Source organism: Nitrosomonas sp. H1_AOB3 (genome assembly GCF_015709435.1).
Classification (GTDB): domain Bacteria; phylum Pseudomonadota; class Gammaproteobacteria; order Burkholderiales; family Nitrosomonadaceae; genus Nitrosomonas; species Nitrosomonas europaea.
The window spans coordinates 2335895-2356154 of the sequence record NZ_CP054389.1; the positions used below are offsets into that span (position 1 = coordinate 2335895).

The following is a 20260-nucleotide window of genomic DNA, read 5'->3' on the forward strand; positions in this document are numbered from 1 at the left end:
TCTCCCCGACCACGATATAACAATAATGCTTCAATCAACCAAAAGGAGACCTTTATGAACTTCAGGAAACAACTGACAGGCGGTTTGAGCAGCCTGATTCTTTCAGCAGTCATGTCCGGCAGCCTGCTGGCAGCAGGTGTGGCAGAGTTTAACGACAAGGGAGAACTGCTGCTGCCGAAAAATTACCGTGAATGGGTGATGGTCGGTACCCAGGTAACACCTAACGAATTGAACGATGGCAAAGCACCCTTCACCGAAATCAGAACAGTCTATGTCGACCCGGAAAGCTATGCTCACTGGAAAAAAACCGGTGAATTCAGGAATGGGACGGTAACTGTAAAAGAACTGGTCAGCGTCGGCGACCGTAAAGGCCCAGGCAGCGGAAACGGCTACTTCATGGGTGACTATATCGGGCTCGAGGCATCGGTCAAGGATTCACAACGCTTTGCAAACGAGCCTGGCAACTGGGCTTTTTATATTTTCTATGTTCCTGACACGCCGCTGGTTGCTGCAGCCAAAAATCTGCCCACAGCTGAATGTGCTACCTGCCACAAGGAAAATGCGAAGACAGACATGGTCTTCACACAATTTTATCCTGTGTTACGTGCCGCCAAAGCAACCGGTGAATCCGGTGTAGTCGCGCCCAAGTAAATAACAGATACAAATTTGGCAAGCAGCAGGAGTATTGCGGTAACCCGATAGTTGCGTTACCGCAGCGAAATACTCCTGTTTTTTCTCCCTCGTTTTCCCCGCAGCTACGGCCAGTTACAGCCTGGTGATAAAATGCTGGCACTATGGCCAACATTACCATCCGCGAATTTCCTGCTCACGCATACGAAATACTCAGTGCACATGGTTTTCCGTCCGTACTTGCACGCATTTTTGCAGCGCGCGGAATAAATCATCCTGAACAACTCGAAACGACATTTGCCCGTATGGCATCGTTCGAGCAATTAAAGAATATCCAACGGATCGCCGTGTTACTGGCTGATGCCATTGCCGCGAAAAAACGTTTGCTCGTCATCGCTGATTACGACACCGACGGTGCCACTGCCTGTGCCGTTGCCCTGCGCGCGCTACGCCAGTTTGGTGCCATGGTGGAATACCTCGTACCTAACCGTTTTGAATACGGCTATGGATTGACGCCGGAAATCGTGCGCCTGGCAGCAGATCAGGTTCCTCCTCCCGATATTCTGATCACGGTAGATAATGGTATCGCCAGTGTGGAAGGCGTAGAGGAAGCCAACCGGCTGGGAATGCAGGTATTCATCACCGATCATCATTTGCCGGGCGACCGGCTGCCAGATGCAGCCGTCATCGTCAATCCCAACCAGCCAGGATGCAGTTTTCCCGATAAACATATTGCCGGAGTCGGCGTGATCTTTTATGTCATGCTGGCGTTACGAGCGGAATTACGTGAACGAAGCGCTTTCACAGCAACCGGCAAAGAACCCAATCTCGCCAGTCTGCTCGATCTGGTCGCATTGGGTACCGTCGCCGATGTAGTCAGGCTGGAAGGAACCAACCGTATCCTGGTGCAGCAGGGGTTGCAGCGTATCCGTAACGGCTATTGCTGCGCCGGCATTCATGCCTTATTCAATGCTGCCGGGCGGGATTTCAGCCGCATCACCACGTATGAACTGGGATTTATTCTTGCGCCCAGATTGAATGCTGCCGGGCGACTGGATGATATGTCACTGGGAATCGAATGTCTGCTGACCGAGGATGAATCCCATGCCCTGCGTCTGGCCAGCGAGCTGGATGAACTGAACCGCCAACGACGTGAAATCGAATCAGGCATGCGAGATGAAGCCATGGACAAACTGGATGACGTGATCGATCTCCTGAACCAGTCCGATACGCCGGCAGATAACGGGAAACAATCTGTATACAGCCTGTGTCTGTACGATCCGGCCTGGCATCAGGGAGTCATCGGCCTGATTGCTTCGCGTGTCAAGGACAGACTGCACCGGCCAGCCATCGTTTTTGCGCAAGGCAACGACGGCGAAATCAAGGGCTCAGGCAGATCGATTCCCGGTCTGCATCTGCGTGATGCACTGGATCTGGTCGCAAAACGTTACCCGGGATTGATCGTCAAATTTGGCGGCCATGCCATGGCTGCCGGTCTGACTGTGTACGAACGGCATTTCGAACAGTTTCGTACTGCATTCGAGCAGGTAGCGCAATCACTGCTGACCCCTGCAGATCTGATACAGGTGATCGAAACCGATGGTGAGCTGGCAGAAACAGACCTGACTCTGGAGCTGGCACAGTATCTGACGAATCAGGTCTGGGGGCAGGGATTCCCCGAACCAAGTTTCAATGGCTGTTTCCGGGTCGAAAATCAGCGTATCGTCGGGGAAAAACATCTGAAATTGAAACTGCGGAAAACCGGTGCTGCACAGGTGTACGATGGCATTCTGTTTTTTCATACCGAGCGGCTGCCCACCGAGATCGATGCCGTCTACCGGGTGCAGATAAACGAATACAACGGAAGCACCCGCATGCAATTATTATTGGAACACTGGTTTGAATCCGGCCAGGCACACTATGGATGATCTGTTTCTTCTTGAACAGGAGCGGGGCTATCTGGCTCAATTTGCCACCAGCCTGGCAATCGGGTTGCTGATCGGCCTGGAGCGCGAACGCAGCCCGGCTGCCAAAGCAGGATTGCGTACTTTTGCGCTGGTCGCCATGTTTGGTACGCTGACCGCGATGCTATCCCACAAGGCACAAACTCCCTGGTTGCTGATCAGTGGCTTATTACTGGTCGGAATCATGGTGATTGCCTCTTATCGGGATAAACGGGATTTGCCGGAAGATCCGGGCACCACCACGGTAACCGCAGTACTGATCTGCTACGGGCTGGGCGCGATGGTGTGGTATGAAGAATCAACGCTGGCTGTCATGCTGGCGATCATCACAACCATCCTGCTTTATTTCAAAACCGAACTGCAGGGAATCACACAAAATCTGACTCGCAAGGATCTGATTTCAATACTGCAGTTTGCGGTACTCAGCTTTATCATCCTGCCGATTCTGCCCGACAGGAATTATGGTCCTTTCGATGCATTCAATCCTCATCAGATCTGGCTGATGATCGTGCTGATCTCGGGAGTCAGCCTGGTGGGCTACATTGCACTGCGTTTCATCGGCCAGCGTTACGGTGCAGTACTGCTGGGTGTACTGGGTGGACTGGTTTCCAGCACTGCCACCACGCTGGTATTTACACGCCGCAACGGGGATAGACCTGATATCACCAATCTGGCTGTTGTCGTGATTTTACTGGCCAATCTGGTCGTACTGGTCCGGCTTGCTTTGATTACCGAAGTAATTTCACCTGTGATTTTTCCTTATCTCCTGCCGGTTCTGGGAGGCGGGCTTTTTCTGGGATTGATCACTTCGCTGTTCTGGTGGCGTGAATTCAGCCAGCAGCAGATCATTCCCATGCCGGATACGAAAAATCCGGCGGAGCTGACTACTGCCATGGGATTTGGCCTGCTTTATGCAGCGGTGCTGTTCCTCAGCGGGTGGCTGTCGGACATTGCCGGCAGCAGCGGGTTGTACGCCGTGGCGATCATTTCCGGACTGACCAACGTGGATGCGATCACGCTGAGCAGCCTGCGTTTGCATGGGCTGGGCAAGCTGGAAATCGTAGAAGTGGTTACCGCTATCACACTCGGGGTCATTGCCAATCTGTTTTTCAAGCTGGGACTGATCTTTTTCACTGGTAACAACGTATTGGCCAGGCGATGCTTCCTGGGAACGATAGCCATCATTATCGGCCTGGCGGGTGCACTTTTCACGGCATCATATCTGTCTTATTTCTGAACAATTAACATTCTGTTCGCAAAATCATGTCATCCAAACTCAATCCACTTTCTTCGGAATCGCTGCCGCGTTACACCGGTCTGGAAGGTTCCAGTGATGCCTGTGCCCTGGCATGGCTGGCAAACCAAAATCCGGCCGGGCAGTTACTGGCGGTCATCACAGCCAGTGCACTGGATGCACAAAGATTACTCGAAGAAATTCCCTTTTTCGCGCCCGATTTGCGCGTGAGCCTGTTGCCGGACTGGGAAACGCTGCCTTACGATATTTTTTCACCTCACCAGGATTTGATTTCGGAACGTCTGGCTACTTTTTACCAGATTGCACACAACGCCTGCGATGTCCTGATCATTCCAGTTACGACCGCGTTGTACCGGATGCCGCCGCGAGAATTTCTGGCGGCACATTCATTCTTCGTCAACCAGGGCAGCACGCTGGATCTGCAGTCATTTCGCAGTCAGATGTCACTGGCGGGCTATTCTCATGTATCGCAGGTGCTTTCACCGGGGGAATACAGCATCCGCGGGGGACTGATCGACCTGTTCCCGATGGGCAGCCCGCTGCCTTATCGTATCGATCTGTTCGACGATGAAATCGAATCGATACGCACTTTTGATGTCGATACGCAGCGCAGTATCTATCCGGTCAAGGAGATCCGGCTGCTGCCGGCGCGGGAATTTCCACTCGACGATAACGGGCGCAGCCGATTCCGCACCGGATTTCGGGAAAAATTCGAGGGTGATCCCACACGCTGCAGGCTTTACCAGGAAATCAGCAAGGGCAATATTCCCGCCGGAATCGAATATTATCTGCCGCTTTTTTTCGAACAGACGGCCACGCTGTTCGATTACCTGGCGCAGCATTCCACAGTGTGTCTGCACGGGGAGATCACACCAGCCATCGAAAATTTCTGGCAGGATACCCGTTCACGCTATCAGTTGATGCGCAATGATCCGGATCGGCCTTTGCTTCCTCCGATGGATCTGTTTCTGCCGGAAGATCAGTTTTACGGCTACCTCAAATCATACAAACGAATAGAAATGCATACCGGGCAACAGGTAAAGACGGATGAGCCTTTTGCTCGTTCCCTTCCACCTGTACGCGTGGATCGTCGCGCTTCCAACCCGATCGAGCAGCTGACCGCTTTTGTCCATACATTTACGCAAAAGGGCGGACGGGTTTTACTACTGGCAGAAAGTATGGGGCGACGCGAGCTGATGGCGGAATACCTGCGCGAATATGGCCTGAAACTGAAACTCTGCGAGGATTTTGCTGCATTTCAGTCAGACACTGCCTCTTGCATGCTCAGTGTGGCTTCCCTGCACAGCGGTTTTATCCTTGCTGCTGAAAACCTGGCGCTGGTTACCGAAAACGAGCTGTATGCCACGCATGTACGCGGACAGCGTACACGTGATGCACGCAAGACTGTTTCGGCCGATTCCATTTTGCGTGATCTGTCCGAAATCAAACCCGGCAGTCCGGTGGTACATGAACAGCACGGTATCGGGCGTTATCTCGGGCTGGTCAACATGGATATGGGTGAGAGTGATTCAGGCCAGTCCAGTGAATTTCTCGCTCTGGAATATCAGGGGGGAGATAAGCTGTATGTGCCGGTCACACAGCTTCATCTCATCAGCCGTTACAGTGGCGCCGCACCGGAAGCAGCCCCGCTGCACAAACTCGGAAGTGGCCAATGGGAAAAGGCCAAGCGCAAAGCGATGCAGCAGGTACGCGATACTGCCGCTGAACTGTTGAACCTGTATGCGCAGCGCGCTGCGCGCAAAGGCCATATATTCCGGTTCAACCAGCATGATTACAATGCTTTTGCCGATGGTTTCGGTTTCGAGGAAACACCAGACCAAGCCACTGCCATCAATGCAGTCATTCAGGATATGGTGTCCGGCAAACCGATGGATCGGCTGATTTGTGGTGATGTCGGCTTCGGCAAAACAGAAGTTGCCCTGCGGGCAGCTTTTGTTACAGTCACCGATGGCAAGCAGGTAGCCGTACTGGTTCCCACCACACTGCTGGCAGAACAGCATTATCAGAATTTCTCTGATCGTTTCGGGCTGATTGCTGATCAATGGCCGGTAAAAATTGCCGAGCTTTCACGTTTCCGTTCAGCCCGGGAACAGGCCGAAGCGCTGCAAAGTCTGGCGCAGGGGACAACTGACATCATCATCGGTACACACAAACTGATTCAGGATAAGGTCAAATTCAAAAACCTGGGACTGGTCATCATCGATGAAGAACATCGTTTCGGAGTGCGTCAGAAAGAACAGCTCAAAAAACTGCGTGCCGAAGTGGATGTACTGACGCTGACCGCAACACCCATCCCGCGCACGCTGGCGATGTCACTCGAAGGCCTCAGAGATTTTTCGGTGATTGCCACTGCACCCCAGCGACGCCTGGCGATCCGGACATTCGTACACCCTTACTCGGAAGGAATCATCCGCGAAGCCTGTCTGCGTGAACTGAAACGCGGCGGGCAGATCTATTTTCTTTACAATGAAGTCAGCACCATTCAGAACATGTATACCAGATTGACCACGCTGCTGCCGGAAGCAAGAATAAACATTGCGCACGGGCAAATGCGGGAAAGTGAACTGGAACATGTCATGCGTGATTTCTACCAGCAGCGTTTCAATCTGCTGCTGTGTACGACCATCATTGAAACAGGGATAGACGTTCCCACTGCCAACACCATCATCATCCATCGTGCCGATAAGTTCGGGCTGGCACAGTTACACCAGTTGCGCGGCAGAGTCGGCCGTTCGCACCACCAGGCGTATGCCTATCTGCTGACACCACCGGAAAAAGCAGCACTGACCACGCAGGCAACCAGGCGTCTGGAGGCTATTCAGGCGATGGAAGAGCTCGGCTCCGGGTTTTATCTGGCCATGCACGATCTGGAAATTCGCGGTGCGGGCGCGGTATTAGGTGACTCACAAAGTGGCGAAATGCAGGAAGTAGGGTTCAGCCTTTACAGTTCACTGCTGGACGCAGCAATCAAATCACTGAAAGCCGGTCATGAACCGGATATGCAGCAACCCCTGGGAGTTTCCACAGAAATCAGATTGCATGTACCGGCGCTATTGCCAGAAAGTTACTGTGGCGATATCCATGAGCGATTGATTCTGTACAAACGCATGGCGGGTTGCAGTGATGAAACAGAACTGGACGAGATTCACCAGGAGCTGATCGACCGCTTTGGTCTGTTACCTGATCCTGCCCGCGCGTTACTGGACAGTCATCGGCTGCGCATCGAAGCCAGGCAGCTGGGCATTACCCGTATCGATGCCGGACCAGACAACATTCAGTTGCAATTTGTACCAGAACCCCCGATCGAAGCCATAAAAATCATTCAGCTCATTCAGAGCAGCAAGGAATACAGCCTGTCAGGGCCTGACCGCCTGAGCGTCCGGCTGCAAATACCGGATGTTGGCGAACGCGTCAAAAAAATCAAAAAACTGATGACGTTACTGAAAAACTGAGAAACCGGCAGGTAACAGTCGATTTACCCGTAGGTAGTTTCTTTATCGAAATCCTGCCAGATATAAGGTGGACGAACAGTCGGTTGGGTAGGAATAAAGAAGGTTGCGGCATCCAGCACACCGAACACGGTACGGCCAATCGTATGCATGATGCCGGTCACGAGGCCGACTGTCAGCCCGTAAGCAGGCCCGTCGCGCCGGCTGGTAAGAATCACGGTTTTAGGAAGTTCGATAACACCGGTTACAGCGTTGGCAATACCGTTGACCAGCTTCTCACTCGCTGCGACCGGGTAGCTCTGTGGCATATTACGCTGTGCCATAGTGGTTTGTGGCAATACGCAAAACAAAATCAGAAAAACAACCTGTGTAATTGAAGTTTTCATTATTGGCGTCTCCTTGATCTTATTTTGGCAACAGTGAGTCTGGTCAGCGTTCCAATTTATCCAGTTTGTCTGTAACGGAGGCCCATTCATCTGCATCCGGCAGTGCATCTTTTTTCTCGATGATTGGATCCCAGATTTTTGACAATTCTGCATTGAGTGCAATGAACTGACGCTGATCTTCGGGGACATCATCCTCTGCATAAATGGCTTCCACCGGGCATTCTGCCACACACAACGTGCAGTCGATGCACTCATCCGGATCGATCACCAAAAAATTGGGGCCTTCACGGAAGCAATCCACGGGACATACGTCTACGCAATCAGTGTATTTACATTTAATACAACTTTCAGTTACTACATAAGTCATGATGATATTCCTTGAGTGACACTTTCTGAAAGAAACTTACAATTCTATCAGAATCTCGATAAATTCTGCTACACACCGGGAGTGTGTGTTATCCGTGTGACGCCGCTTTGACTTCAAAGAGTGTTGTTTGTGCCAGCCTTCTGGTATCAGACATGCTGCGTTGCATGAGATCCATTCAACGAGGGTCAGAAACGGTAAAACCCGGGCATTGCCTGAAGCCCTGGTGCCCGGGGCCGGAATCGAACCGGCACGGACGTTAATGTCCGAGGGATTTTAAGTCCCTTGTGTCTACCAATTTCACCACCCGGGCAATTACGAAGTTGAAACTGTCAATATGGAGGCGGGGGTCGGAATCGAACCGGCGTAGACGGCTTTGCAGGCCGCTGCATAACCACTCTGCCACCCCGCCGTGAACTGTTTGGATGACGCCACCTGCTCTGCGGCGCCAAAGCATGAAAATTTGACGTGGACTGAAAACGTCGGAGGATACAGCATAAAACTGGAGCGGGAAACGAGTCTCGAACTCGCGACCTCAACCTTGGCAAGGTTGCGCTCTACCAACTGAGCTATTCCCGCAAACGATACCAGACCAAACCGGATTCGCCTCTCGACAGACGGGTGATTATAGAGACCCTTCCGATTTTGTCAAGAATAATGGCTCCGGTAATAATTGTTTCGATTGATATGGGGTTGGACCAGGTTCCCGTATCCTCAAAATGATTCATTCTTTCCGAGATAACGCCATTTGCCTTCCGGCAGATCAGCCAGTCTGATTTGACCAATCCGCACGCGTTTCAGTCCGGTCACATTCAATCCGACCAGTTCGCACATCCGCCGGATCTGCCGCTTTTTTCCTTCCTGTAAAATAAAACGCAACTGATCCTGGTTTAAGCGGCTTACCCTGGCGGGTTTCAATGCCTGGCCATCGAGCTGCAAGCCGTGGTTGAGCAACGCCAATCCCTCCCGTGTCAAATTACCGCTTACCCGCACTAGGTATTCCTTTTCGATTTGCGAATATTCTCCGATCAATTGTTTGGCAATGCGACCATCCTGGGTAAACACCAACAATCCTTGTGAGTCGATATCCAGCCGGCCGGCCGGTGCGATATTTTTGAGGTGCTGTGGTACAAACCTCAAAGACGAACGATCCTGATGAAAGTGGGAATCATTATTGACAAGACTGATAGCGGATTTGTAGCCAGGTTCGGGCTGGCCGGATACATAACCGACCGGTTTGTTCAGTAAAATCGTCACCTGCTGATTCTGTCTGATCTGGGCTGCTCGATCGAGCACGATTTCCTGCCAGGGATAAATCTTCGTCCCCAGTTCACGAACCGGCTGACCATCCACATATACTGAGCCCTGCTCGATGTAAACATCTGCTTCCCTGCGTGAACATATCCCCCGGGCGGACATCAGTTTGGACAGGCGAACTTTTTCCATTGGTGAGAAAAACCTGGAAACAACGGTTTATAACGTCATATATGAACGATTTACCTGCTCTGATCCCGTACAGGCAGCCGCCAGATAAACGTAAACAAAATCATGGCCAGCAAGGCCAGCATACCTTTCAACCACCAGGAAGAAACGATCAAAATCGAGCTCCCGAAAGACAGCGCCATCACCAGATACGCCCAGCGCTTGACGTGGCGCGCTACGCTGCGGTACTCACACCATTCCCGGATGATCGGACCGGCAATACGATGGTTGAGTAAATAGCTATGAAAACGCTCGGAGCTGCGTGCAAAACAACCGGCCGCCAGTAAAATGAAAGGGGTCGTCGGTAATACCGGCAGAAATATGCCCAGTATGCCCATAAACAGGGCTGTCATGCCTATACTCAGGTACAGCCAGCGCATGACAGGTGAATCATGCAGCTGAAGCAGGTGAATGTTTTCCTCTGGCCGGTTCACTGTTCCATCAGGCTTTATTGACATGACAATCCCCCCGGTAAACTGCCTAAATATCGATATTCCTTGCACGCAGGGCATTGCTTTCGATGAATGCCCGGCGAGGCTCGACTACATCCCCCATCAGGGTAGTAAAAATTTCATCGGTCAGGATACTGTCCTCGATCTGCGCACGCAACAGACGGCGATTGCCCGGATCCATGGTAGTTTCCCACAACTGCTCCGGATTCATTTCACCCAGCCCCTTGTAACGCTGAATGGTAATGCCTTTTTTCGTTTCTTCCAGCAGCCATTCCAGCGCTTCCTTGAATTCTCGAACAGATATTTCCTGCTCACCTCGCTTGACTTTTGCTCCTTCTCCAATCAGGCCATGCAATATCTGCGCAGCCTGCCTGATTCTGGCGAAGTCACCACTTTGCAGAAAATCATCGTCCAGATAACTGGTACGCAGATTGCCATGTTGTTTACGAATGATCTTGAGGCGATAGCGCTCAAAATTCTCGTCGTACTCGGCAAGAATTTCGACATCATCCAGCAAAATGGCCAGTCTGGCAGCACTGTCCCTGGCACTGGTTTCAGAGCTCAGGTCGATATCCGGCTGTTTGAGCAGCGCATACATGACCGTACGATCGATCAGGCGGCTCATCCGTTCAATCACCGTTTCCGCCAGAAGATATTCATCTGCAATTCTGGCCAGCGCTTCACCGGTGATCGGCGGATTATTCGCCCCGGTATGCAGTTCTGCACCCACCAAAGCCAGGCCGAGTATGTAATGCTTGAGTTCGTAATCATCTTTCAGATAACGCTCCTGTTTGCCATGCTTGATTTTGTACAGAGGAGGCTGTGCGATATAAATATGCCCGCGTTCGATCAGCTCAGGCATCTGCCGATAGAAAAAGGTCAGCAGCAAGGTGCGAATATGTGACCCGTCCACGTCGGCGTCAGTCATGATGATGATACGGTGATAGCGCAGTTTGTCTGGATTGTATTCATCCTTGCCGATACCGGTTCCCAGTGCCGTTATCAGCGACACGATCTCCTGAGAAGAAATCAGTTTGTCGAAACGGGATTTTTCAACGTTAAGTATTTTTCCCTTGAGTGGCATGATGGCCTGGAATTTTCGATCACGTCCCTGCTTGGCGGAACCACCGGCAGAATCACCCTCCACCAGATAGAGCTCACATAATTTAGGGTCTTTTTCCTGACAGTCTGCCAGCTTTCCAGGCAAACCCATGCTGTCCAGTACACCTTTTCTGCGAGTCAGCTCACGAGCTTTTCTGGCGGCTTCCCGTGCTCTGGCGGCTTCGATGATCTTGTTGCAGATCGTTTTGGCTTCGTTTGGATTTTCCAGCAGGAAATCTGAAAGCTTCTGCACGACGATTTCCTCGACTGCCGGGCGTACTTCCGATGACACCAGTTTTTCCTTGGTCTGGGAAGAAAACTTGGGTTCGAACAGCTTGACTGACAGAACGCAGGTTATTCCTTCACGCATATCATCGCCAGTCGTATCAACCTTGGCCTTTTTGGCCAGTTCATTTTTTTCGATGTAATTATTGAGTGTCCGTGTCATGGCCGCACGCAGCCCGGTCAGATGAGTACCGCCATCCTTTTGTGGAATGTTGTTGGTGAAGCACAGCACCTGTTCGGCATAACTGTCATTCCACTGCATTGCAATTTCGACGGTAATATTGTCTTTCAGACCTTTGGCATAGAAAATGCTGGGATGCAGCACGGTTTTGCTGCGGTTGATGTATTCGACGAAATTGCGGATACCTCCGGTGAAGGCAAAAACTTCTTCCCGGTCATCGCGCTGGTCGGCCAGCCTGATCTTGATGCCATGGTTGAGAAAGGAGAGCTCACGCAACCGCTTGGCAAAAATATCGTAATGATAGGTAATATCGCCAAAGACTAACTGGCTGGCGAGAAAATGGACTTCGGTCCCGTGTTTTTCAGTCTGGCCGGTCACTTTCAGGGGAGCAACGGCAACACCTTCCCGGAACTCCATCTGGTAAACATTGCCGTTGCGGCGAATGGTCAGGCGCAGCCATTCGGACAGAGCATTTACCACAGAAACTCCCACACCGTGCAACCCGCCGGATACCTTGTAGGAATTGTCATCAAACTTTCCGCCTGCGTGCAACTCTGTCATGACGATTTCAGCTGCTGAACGTTTCAGTTCATCATCCTGTTTGATGTCAGTAGGAATACCACGACCGTTGTCATGGATGCTGACAGAATTGTCAGCGTGAATGATGACAGAGATATCATCGCAATAGCCGGCCAGGGCTTCATCAATGGCATTGTCGACTACCTCGAATACCATGTGATGCAGACCGGTACCATCGCTGGTATCACCGATGTACATTCCGGGGCGTTTGCGTACGGCATCCAGCCCTTTCAGAATTTTGATGCTGTCCGAGTTGTAGTCGCGATGGCTGTTATCAGTTTTTTTGGCAGATTCGGGTTGATTTGTGTTCATGCTTGCAGTTTTCTCTCTCGTAATTCCGGTAAGGCAGCTAAATGTGAATTATTCACGCATCGGCATCAAAACATGCTTGAACTGCTCGTCATCCGGCAATGTGATCAGAATGGCGCTTTGCATGCTCTCAAACGAACACCTGATCTGTTCGCTGTCCAGGTTGTTTAGCACTTCCATCAGGTAAACGATGTTGAAACTGGTGTCGATCGTCTCATTCGAATAAACGATGTCTATTTCTTCCTGTGCTTCCTCCTGCTCCTTGTTTTTGGCTGAAATGTTCAGTTTTCCGTTGGTAATGTTCAGATGGACATTGCGAAACAGATCGTTGCTGCTGGAAATGATCGCGGTACGCTGGAGTGCATGGAGGAAATCAAGCCGGTTGACGTCAAACTGAAATACGCTGGTTTGCGGAATTGCGCGTCTGAAATCGAGAAATTTTCCTGAAATCACCTTTGAGACCAGCACAGCATCCGAAAAACGAAAGCATACCTTCTTCGGGTAGATCTCGACGATGACCGGTTTATCGCTGTCTTCCAGTTGTCTGATCAGTTCCAGTACCGTCTTACGCGGAACGATGGTTTCGGATTTTTCGAAATTTCCGTCCAGATCGATCGAGGTTATCCCCAGCCTGTGAGTGTCGGTAGCCACCAGCGTCAATTTATTGTCCTCGATCAGTAACAGCAGTCCGTTCAGGTAATAACGCAAATCCTGCTGCGCCATGGCATGTGCCACCCGTTGCAGATGTTTTTTGAGAACTCGCTGCGCCAATGTGTATGTCGCACTGCAAGGCTCACTGTCGCGGATCATCCTTGGAAAGTCTTCTGCCGGAAGCAGTTGCAGACTGAAGCGGCTTTTTCCGGAAACGATCTGTAAGCGGTTTTCTGACCGGGTCAGTTCGATAGCTGCGCCCGATGGCAGTGCGCGCAATATGTCCTGCAGTTTTCTGACAGAAACGGTTGTCTGCAAGGCACCCTGGTTTTCCAGTTCAGGAATATTGGAAGTTGCTTCGGCTTCTATCTCCAGATCGGTAGTGACCAGTGTCAATTGTCCGTTCCTGATTTCGATCAGGGTATTCGAGAGTATCGGCAGGGTATGCCTGCGTTCCACAATGCCGCTGACTGTCTGCAGCGGTTTGAACAGCAGATCCCGGTCGGTTATTGTTAATTTCATTTAATTAAAAGATTAAATAATAGTTAATCAGCGATATAAATCGGAACAAGTAAAAAAATATCTTATGTATTATATAGTTACATTAATGATTAGTCTTGTATGGTTTCGGTATGGCCTGTGGATGAATTGTGGATGAAATTTTTCAGTCGGAATTTTATTCAGGTTATCCACAAATCATTCAGTTTTTTTACAGTAGGGTGTCATCCACGCAGGATGTGCATCAATGCGTTGAAATCCCGGTTTATTCCGGGGTCGGAAGTACGTAATTCGATAATTTTCCGGTGGGCGTGCAGTACGGTGGTGTGATCTCTTCCACCAAAGGCTTCACCGATATCCGGCAGACTCAGTTGTGTCAGTTCCTTGGCAATTGCCATTGCTACTTGCCGGGGACGGACGATGGTCCGGACACGTTTCTTCGAATACATGTCGGCCACTTTGATTTTGTAGTAATCCGCTACGGTTTTTTGAATGTTTTCAATCGAAATTTGCCGGTTCTGGATTGCCAGCAGATCTTTTAACGCCTCTTTGGCCAGATCGAGAGAAATCGAATGACCGGTAAAGCGCGAAAATGCCAGAACCCGCTTCAGCGCACCTTCCAGTTCGCGTACGTTGGAACGGATATACTTGGCGATAAAAAAGGCAGTATTTTCGTCCAGCTCAATTTTTTCAGCGAGTGCTTTTTTCAGCAGAATGGCCACGCGCATTTCCAGTTCAGGAGGTTCGATTGCTACGGTCAACCCCCAGCCGAATCTCGATACCAGCCGTTCTTCCAGTCCGGAGATCTCCTTTGGGTAACAATCCGAAGTAATGATCACCTGCTTGTGGGCTTCGATCAGTGCGTTGAAAGCGTAAAAGAATTCTTCCTGTGTCCGGTTTTTACCGCTGAAAAACTGGACATCATCCACCAGCAGCAGATCGAGCGAGTGATAGTAAAGTTTGAATTTGTCGAACGATTTATGCTGATAGGCACTGACCACGTCTGATACGTATTTTTCGGCATGGACGTAACGGATTTTGGCACCTGCATCCAGCTCCAGCACATAATTGCCAATCGCCTGCATCAGATGAGTTTTACCCAGCCCGACGCCACCGTAAATGAACAGAGGGTTGTAGGCGATACCTGGCCGTTCTGCCACCTGAATGGCACCTGCACGCGCCAGTTGATTGGCTTTACCGGTAACGAACGCATCAAAGGTAAAACTGGCGTTGAGCTGACTGGGGTTGGTTTTTCTGCTTGTGACACCTTGTGTTTTTTCCGCTGCCGGTTTTTTGTCCTCTCTGTTTTTCTGCGCTGAGGTCCTGACTGTCTGAGCTTCGCTTTCGGCTGGTTCCCGCAATTCCAGCCTGAAGCTGATTCTTTCGTTGAAATGATCCTGCGCCATTTCGTCGATACGGGTAACGAAATTATCCTTGATCCACTGCAGCACGAAACGGTTGGGTGCAATCAGGATCAGCGTGTTTTTCTCATCCGGACAGACTTCCAGCTTGAGCGGCTTGATCCAGGTATTGAATTGCTGTCCGTTCAATTCCTGCCTGAAATGCTTGAGACAGAAATGCCAGAAAGTTTCTATTTTCTGCATGACGTATAGATGAAATGAGCCTGAATGCCGAAAAATATTTCGGAAAACACGGAAAAATCTGGAGGAAAAACAAACAGTTAATTGTGACTGAAAAGCAAACGGTTTTATCTTTGAGTGGGTGCAGGCTCCGCTTACCTGCCGAATGAGTAGTATAATGAAGTTTTCTGCAGAAGGTTGTCTTATTGCATACTATCTGTTTTGCCATATTAGAATCGTTTTAAATACAATTATTAATCTCATTATCAGTTGATGGTTTTCGGATTCACCCTCTGTTTCTGCTTTATGAATTCGGGCAAGGTATGTTAAAAAGTAGCTTCACGAAAAATCTTTAAAAATTTCTCCGGATCCGGAGAAAAATCCATCCGATTGATGACCCCTTTACACCAGAAATCCAGGAAAGCTTTCTTATCGTTTGATCAAGGCGTTAGCGAGTTTCGACTCAACTATTTGGCTATTGCACAGTATCTGGTCTTTTTCTGTTTTGCACTCACTGTTCTGTCTGCTGCTGCGGAAAACCGGCCTGTAGCGGTCAGTGCAGATGCAATACGTGAGCAGCTGGCAAAAAACGCCTGGGAGGGAGTGAATGAAGCGGAACTGATAAAGCTGCGGCATTTTTACGCACAACGCGACTATCAGCCGGTCTGGGCTCTGAAAGAAGATTCTGGTGTGTTACTGGATACAGCACTGACCTTTATCGGACGAGCCGATGAAGAGGGCTTGGCAAGCAGTGATTACCATATCGAAACGTTACGCCGGTGGCGTGCGGAATCTCCCGATCAGGTTTCTCTTCCGCTCGAACTGGGTACGACCCGGTCCCTGCTGGCGCTGGTACATGACTTGTCCAATGGCCGGCTGACGGCTACCTTGGCTGATCCCGACTGGTACGTTCCACAGCGACGGCTCGACCCGGTGAATTTCCTGCAGCAAAGTATTGCTTCCGTGGATTCAGCAGAACAACTGGAACAGGTGCTGGCGAGCTTGCCACCCAATATGCCGCAATATCACACGCTCAAACGGTTGCTGGTCAGGTTGCGTATTCTGGTTGCTGCCGGTACGGTATGGACGCGAATACCGGATGATATTCCCTCGATTCATCCCCGAACCAGACACGCGGCCATCCCGTTGATCCGTCAGCGTATCAGGGAAGCGTACTCTGTTTTTGAAAAGCCGGAATATGACATCGCCAGTGACGACAGCGAGCTGTACGATGACCAGCTGGAAACAGCGATCAAAGCCTTTCAGTATCAGTATGGACTGAATACCGATGGTGTCGTCGGTAAAAATACCCGACGAGCCATGAACATGACAGCGGTCGAACATATTCAGCAGCTGCGCATTACACTTGAACGGCTGCGCTGGCTACCCAGGGAATTCAGTAATCGTTACATCCTGGTCAACATCGCCGGGTTCAATCTGGCGGCAATCCGGAATAATGTGCGCGTGCTGAACATGCGTATCGTGGTCGGGCGTGATTATCGCTCAACACCAAGTTTCAACAGCCGGATTTCGCACCTGGTTCTCAACCCGTACTGGAACGTACCCGCAAGTATCGCCAGTAAGGATTTGTTGCCAAAACAGAAACACAATCCGGATTATTTCGCTTCCGAAGGGATTCGAGTGTTTTCCGATTATCATTACGAACTTGAGCTGGATCCCGATGCCATTGACTGGCACGCGTTCAGCCGGTCGTTTCCCTATGTTCTGCGGCAGGATCCCGGTAAAAGGAATGCGCTTGGCACGATCAAGTTCATGTTTCCCAATCCTTTCAGCATCTATCTCCACGATACCCCTTCGAAATCGCTGTTCCAGAGGGATATCCGTACCTTCAGTTCAGGCTGTATCCGTCTGGAAAAACCGATGCAACTGGCGGAATTCGTACTGGGGCCATCTTTTGAAAAAGCCAATATTCTGGAGAAAATCGATAGCGGTAAGACACAAACCGTGCATTTACCTGAACCGATTCCTGTTTATTTGTTGTATCTGACCGCCTGGAATGACGGGCAGGGCGAAGTCCACTTTTCAGCTGATGTCTACGGGCGCGACAAACGGGCACTGGCTTATGCCCGCTGGTTGCAGCCGGAGCCGCACCTGTCACAATCTTTTTAAATCTGGCACGACCATGGAGGATAACAATGTCCAAACTTATCATTACTGATAATCTGGAAATGCTCACTGAACAGGGTGCCACCCGCCGCCGGCTGCTGCAGGCCGGTCTGGGTGCCTGCGCACTGCTTGCCATGCCGGCAGCCAATGCGGCTTATTCCCGTGTTTATGAAAAACGAGTGTCTTTGCTGAATCTGCATACAGGCGAGCGAGTCAGAACCGCCTATTGGGAGCGGGGAAAATACATCCCCGAAGCGCTGCGAATGATTGAAAAAGTGTTACGTGATCATCGATCCGGCGATATTCACCGGATCGATCCGAGATTACTCGATCTGATGCAGCACTTGCATCACAAGACTGGAAATTCAAAGGAATTTCAAGTAGTTTCGGGATATCGCTCACCGGCCACCAATGCTGCTCTCTCGGTACAAAGTCATGGGGTAGCCAAGAACAGTCTGCACATGCAGGGCAAGGCAATCGACATCCGCCTGCCCGGTGTCCCGCTCCATGTTTTGCGCCGGGCAGCAATGTCGATGCATGCCGGCGGAGTTGGCTATTATCCGAAGTCGAATTTCATTCATATCGATACCGGCAATGTTCGCTACTGGTAACCATGGTTCTCCCGACCCTGAAACTGGCCGGGGGGTTGTATAAACTGGTTTACAACACGTTGATCGGTATTTTCAGATACACCCTACCGTTATCTTCGGCGGGCGGCATTTGTCCCGCCCGCACGTTGACCTGAACAGATGGCAGGATCAGCACCGGCATTTCCAGAGTAGCATCACGCGCGGTGCGCATCGCAACGAATCCGTCCTCGTTGATACCATCGTGCACATGAATGTTGTGTGCTCGTTGTTCAGCAACTGTACTCTCCCACTGTATCGGGCGATCGCCGGGCGGATAGTCGTGACACATGAACAGCCTCGTTTCCGGCGGATACTGATCCAGCAGTTTACGAATGGAACGATAAAGCTGCCGGGCATCCCCGCCAGGGAAATCAGCACGGGCCGTTCCCACATCCGGCATGAACATCGTATCGCCGATAAAAATCGCATCCCCGAACTGGTAGGCCATATCAGCCGGTGTATGTCCAGGCACAAAAATGGCCCTGCCTTTCAGCTCACCTACTTCAAAGGTATCCCCATCGTCGAACAGATGATCGAACTGTGAGCCATCCGGCTGGAAATCCGGCCCCATGTTGAACAGTTTCTTGAATACCTGCTGCACGCCTGAAATCCGGCTGCCAATAGCGACTTTTCCACCCAGCTCCTGCTGAAGATAATGAGCAGAGGAAAGATGGTCGGCATGGGCATGAGTTTCGAGAATCCAGTCTACTGTCAGTTCTTTCGAATGTACAAATTTGATCAGCACATCGGCAGAATGATGCTTGGTTCTTCCGGACTTGGGGTCGTAGTCGAGCACCGGATCGATAATGGCGCAGTGCCCACCTGGCTTGTCGAATACAACATAGCTGACCGTCCACGTAACTGGATCAAAGAATGCTTGGATATTGGGTTGCATCATCGGCTCCTTGAATTATTTATATTCGTACATTATACTATATAAAAAATTATATTGTTTATAAATATAATGTATTAGTATAATTTTATCTGTCAAGGAGAACATTTATGATCGACTGGCAATCATTTACCCCTGCCAGCGCATTCACCGGTGGCATGATCATTGGCCTGGCAACGGCTCTGCTGCTGCTCATCACAGGGCGAATCGCGGGAATATCCGGGATCATCGGCGGACTGGTCGAATTACGTAGAGGAGATTTCGCATGGCGAGCTGCCTTCGTCAGCGGATTATTGCTCGCCCCGTGGCTATGGCAGTGGCTGGGAGAATTACCGCCGGTTCACATTGAAACCAGCCATACTGTACTTGCGTTAGCCGGGCTGGCGGTCGGGATAGGAACCCGTTATGGTTCCGGCTGTACCAGCGGCCACGGTGTCTGCGGTCTGTCGCGGCTTTCACCGCGCTCGATGGTAGCGACAGTTTTGTTCATGATCATGGGGATGATGGTGGTTTACGTCGTTCGCCACTCCCTGAGTTGAAAACACATTCACTGAGAAAGGGAAAACATGCTCATACCGTTCACCGCATTACTTTCCGGCCTGGTGTTTGGTCTGGGCCTGATACTGTCCGGCATGACCGATCCTGCAAAAGTGCTGTCTTTTCTGGATGTCGCCGGGCTATGGGACCCCTCGCTGATGTTTGTCATGCTGGGTGCGATAAGTATCGGGTTTTTTGCCTTCAGAGCAGCAAAACGGCGCGGCCGAACGCTGCTGTCCACACCGGTTCATCTGCCCGGAACCCGCACCGTCGATCTTCGCCTGATCCTGGGCAGTCTGTTGTTCGGTATGGGATGGGGGCTGGTTGGCATCTGTCCTGGTCCAGGGTTGGTTCTGGCAGCATCGGGTCATACTGGAGGTATCGTATTCATGGTCGCCATGCTGCTGGGCATGTTCATTTTCGATCGGCTGGAAAAACACCGTCAGTCAGATTCGAATGTAAACTATCGACAACCGGGAAATATTGAAAGAAAATGACGGACCAATATACGCAGCCGGATTTCTCGGTCATGGTGGAAAAAAAGGCTTCCGCAGCCAAAGCCTGCTCCATGCTGAAGATACTGGCCAATGAAGACCGGCTGCTGATCCTGTGTCAACTGATACAAGGAAAAAAAAATGTCGGCGAACTGGAACAGACACTTGGCATTCGGCAGCCCACCCTGTCACAGCAGCTCACTGTATTGCGTGATGAAAAACTCGTTTCTACCGAACGCCAGGGAAAATATATTTATTACAGCCTCGCCAGTCCGGAAGCGGTACAAATCATGAATACGCTGTTCAGTGTGTACTGTCAGAATGAGCATCATCATTCTCCGGATGACGTCACTCACAACGGCAGACAGTAAACGGTTCGGCTCCGTCCGGGGTT

Annotated in this window: 17 protein-coding genes and 3 tRNA genes; 9 read left to right on the plus strand and 11 right to left on the minus strand. The window is 50.8% G+C overall.

The genetic code is table 11. From position 1 onward, the window contains the following. The first annotated feature begins 54 nt into the window (after positions 1 to 54). The 4 genes from HRU73_RS10940 (at position 55) to mfd (ending at position 7322) form a co-directional block, all read left to right on the plus strand. The gene (locus HRU73_RS10940; RefSeq protein ID WP_287398714.1) at positions 55 to 651 is read left to right on the plus strand and encodes a cytochrome P460 family protein; all 597 of its coding nucleotides are present in this window, start codon (positions 55 to 57) and stop codon (positions 649 to 651) included. Between the two features lie 143 nt (positions 652 to 794). After that, positions 795 to 2558 (plus strand): single-stranded-DNA-specific exonuclease RecJ, encoded by a 1764-nt coding sequence (recJ, locus tag HRU73_RS10945; protein ID WP_287398715.1) that lies wholly within the window; start codon positions 795 to 797, stop codon positions 2556 to 2558. Beyond that, on the plus strand, positions 2551 to 3831 hold the full coding sequence (locus HRU73_RS10950; RefSeq protein WP_287398716.1) for an MgtC/SapB family protein: 1281 nt from the start codon (positions 2551 to 2553) through the stop codon (positions 3829 to 3831). Before recJ ends, HRU73_RS10950 begins: the two co-directional genes overlap by 8 nt. Before the next feature lie 26 nt (positions 3832 to 3857). Further along, positions 3858 to 7322: a transcription-repair coupling factor gene (gene mfd / locus HRU73_RS10955; protein WP_287398717.1), complete on the plus strand. Its 3465-nt coding sequence runs from the start codon at positions 3858 to 3860 to the stop codon at positions 7320 to 7322. 23 nt (positions 7323 to 7345) lie between these two features. Here mfd and HRU73_RS10960 read toward each other — a convergent pair whose 3' ends face one another. From HRU73_RS10960 to dnaA, 10 genes are all read right to left on the minus strand, one after another. Further along, entirely contained in the window at positions 7346 to 7705 is a 360-nt protein-coding gene (locus tag HRU73_RS10960; protein ID WP_011110659.1) for an exosortase system-associated protein, TIGR04073 family, read from the minus strand. Between the two features lie 43 nt (positions 7706 to 7748). Next, a complete protein-coding gene (gene fdxA, locus HRU73_RS10965) occupies positions 7749 to 8072 on the minus strand; it encodes a ferredoxin FdxA (protein WP_011110658.1) in 324 nt (107 codons plus the stop codon). Positions 8073 to 8293: 221 nt separating this feature from the next. Beyond that, a tRNA-Leu gene (locus HRU73_RS10970) sits at positions 8294 to 8382 on the minus strand. 25 nt (positions 8383 to 8407) lie between these two features. Then, a tRNA-Cys gene (locus HRU73_RS10975) sits at positions 8408 to 8481 on the minus strand. A 91-nt stretch (positions 8482 to 8572) separates the two neighbouring features. Continuing rightward, positions 8573 to 8648 (minus strand) — tRNA-Gly (locus HRU73_RS10980). Positions 8649 to 8783: 135 nt separating this feature from the next. Then, on the minus strand, positions 8784 to 9515 hold the full coding sequence (locus HRU73_RS10985; protein WP_011110657.1) for a pseudouridine synthase: 732 nt from the start codon (positions 9513 to 9515) through the stop codon (positions 8784 to 8786). Between the two features lie 50 nt (positions 9516 to 9565). Beyond that, positions 9566 to 10009, minus strand: a complete 444-nt coding sequence (locus HRU73_RS10990; protein WP_287398718.1) for a YbaN family protein — start codon at positions 10007 to 10009, stop codon at positions 9566 to 9568. 22 nt (positions 10010 to 10031) lie between these two features. Continuing rightward, positions 10032 to 12461, minus strand: a complete 2430-nt coding sequence (gene gyrB / locus HRU73_RS10995) for a DNA topoisomerase (ATP-hydrolyzing) subunit B (protein WP_287398719.1) — start codon at positions 12459 to 12461, stop codon at positions 10032 to 10034. 48 nt (positions 12462 to 12509) lie between these two features. Then, positions 12510 to 13631: a DNA polymerase III subunit beta gene (gene dnaN / locus HRU73_RS11000; RefSeq protein WP_276818003.1), complete on the minus strand. Its 1122-nt coding sequence runs from the start codon at positions 13629 to 13631 to the stop codon at positions 12510 to 12512. 200 nt (positions 13632 to 13831) lie between these two features. After that, positions 13832 to 15211: a chromosomal replication initiator protein DnaA gene (dnaA, locus tag HRU73_RS11005; protein ID WP_011110653.1), complete on the minus strand. Its 1380-nt coding sequence runs from the start codon at positions 15209 to 15211 to the stop codon at positions 13832 to 13834. A 447-nt stretch (positions 15212 to 15658) separates the two neighbouring features. Here dnaA and HRU73_RS11010 point away from each other — a divergent pair, with 447 nt between their 5' ends. Together HRU73_RS11010 and mepK are read left to right on the plus strand one after the other, a co-directional pair. Continuing rightward, positions 15659 to 17317: a L,D-transpeptidase family protein gene (locus HRU73_RS11010; protein ID WP_256335795.1), complete on the plus strand. Its 1659-nt coding sequence runs from the start codon at positions 15659 to 15661 to the stop codon at positions 17315 to 17317. 26 nt (positions 17318 to 17343) lie between these two features. After that, entirely contained in the window at positions 17344 to 17925 is a 582-nt protein-coding gene (mepK, locus tag HRU73_RS11015) for a peptidoglycan L,D-endopeptidase MepK (protein ID WP_011113025.1), read from the plus strand. A 49-nt stretch (positions 17926 to 17974) separates the two neighbouring features. Here mepK and HRU73_RS11020 read toward each other — a convergent pair whose 3' ends face one another. Further along, the gene (locus HRU73_RS11020) at positions 17975 to 18838 is read right to left on the minus strand and encodes an MBL fold metallo-hydrolase (RefSeq protein ID WP_011113024.1); all 864 of its coding nucleotides are present in this window, start codon (positions 18836 to 18838) and stop codon (positions 17975 to 17977) included. Positions 18839 to 18945: 107 nt separating this feature from the next. On the opposite strand from HRU73_RS11020, the gene HRU73_RS11025 reads away from it, so the two are divergent. The 3 genes from HRU73_RS11025 to HRU73_RS11035 are packed head-to-tail and all read left to right on the plus strand — an operon-like array spanning position 18946 to position 20237. Beyond that, positions 18946 to 19374: a YeeE/YedE family protein gene (locus HRU73_RS11025; protein ID WP_011113023.1), complete on the plus strand. Its 429-nt coding sequence runs from the start codon at positions 18946 to 18948 to the stop codon at positions 19372 to 19374. Between the two features lie 27 nt (positions 19375 to 19401). Beyond that, positions 19402 to 19869 (plus strand): YeeE/YedE family protein, encoded by a 468-nt coding sequence (locus tag HRU73_RS11030; RefSeq protein WP_011113022.1) that lies wholly within the window; start codon positions 19402 to 19404, stop codon positions 19867 to 19869. After that, positions 19866 to 20237 (plus strand): ArsR/SmtB family transcription factor, encoded by a 372-nt coding sequence (locus HRU73_RS11035; protein ID WP_011113021.1) that lies wholly within the window; start codon positions 19866 to 19868, stop codon positions 20235 to 20237. Before HRU73_RS11030 ends, HRU73_RS11035 begins: the two co-directional genes overlap by 4 nt. Positions 20238 to 20260 lie beyond the last annotated feature (23 nt).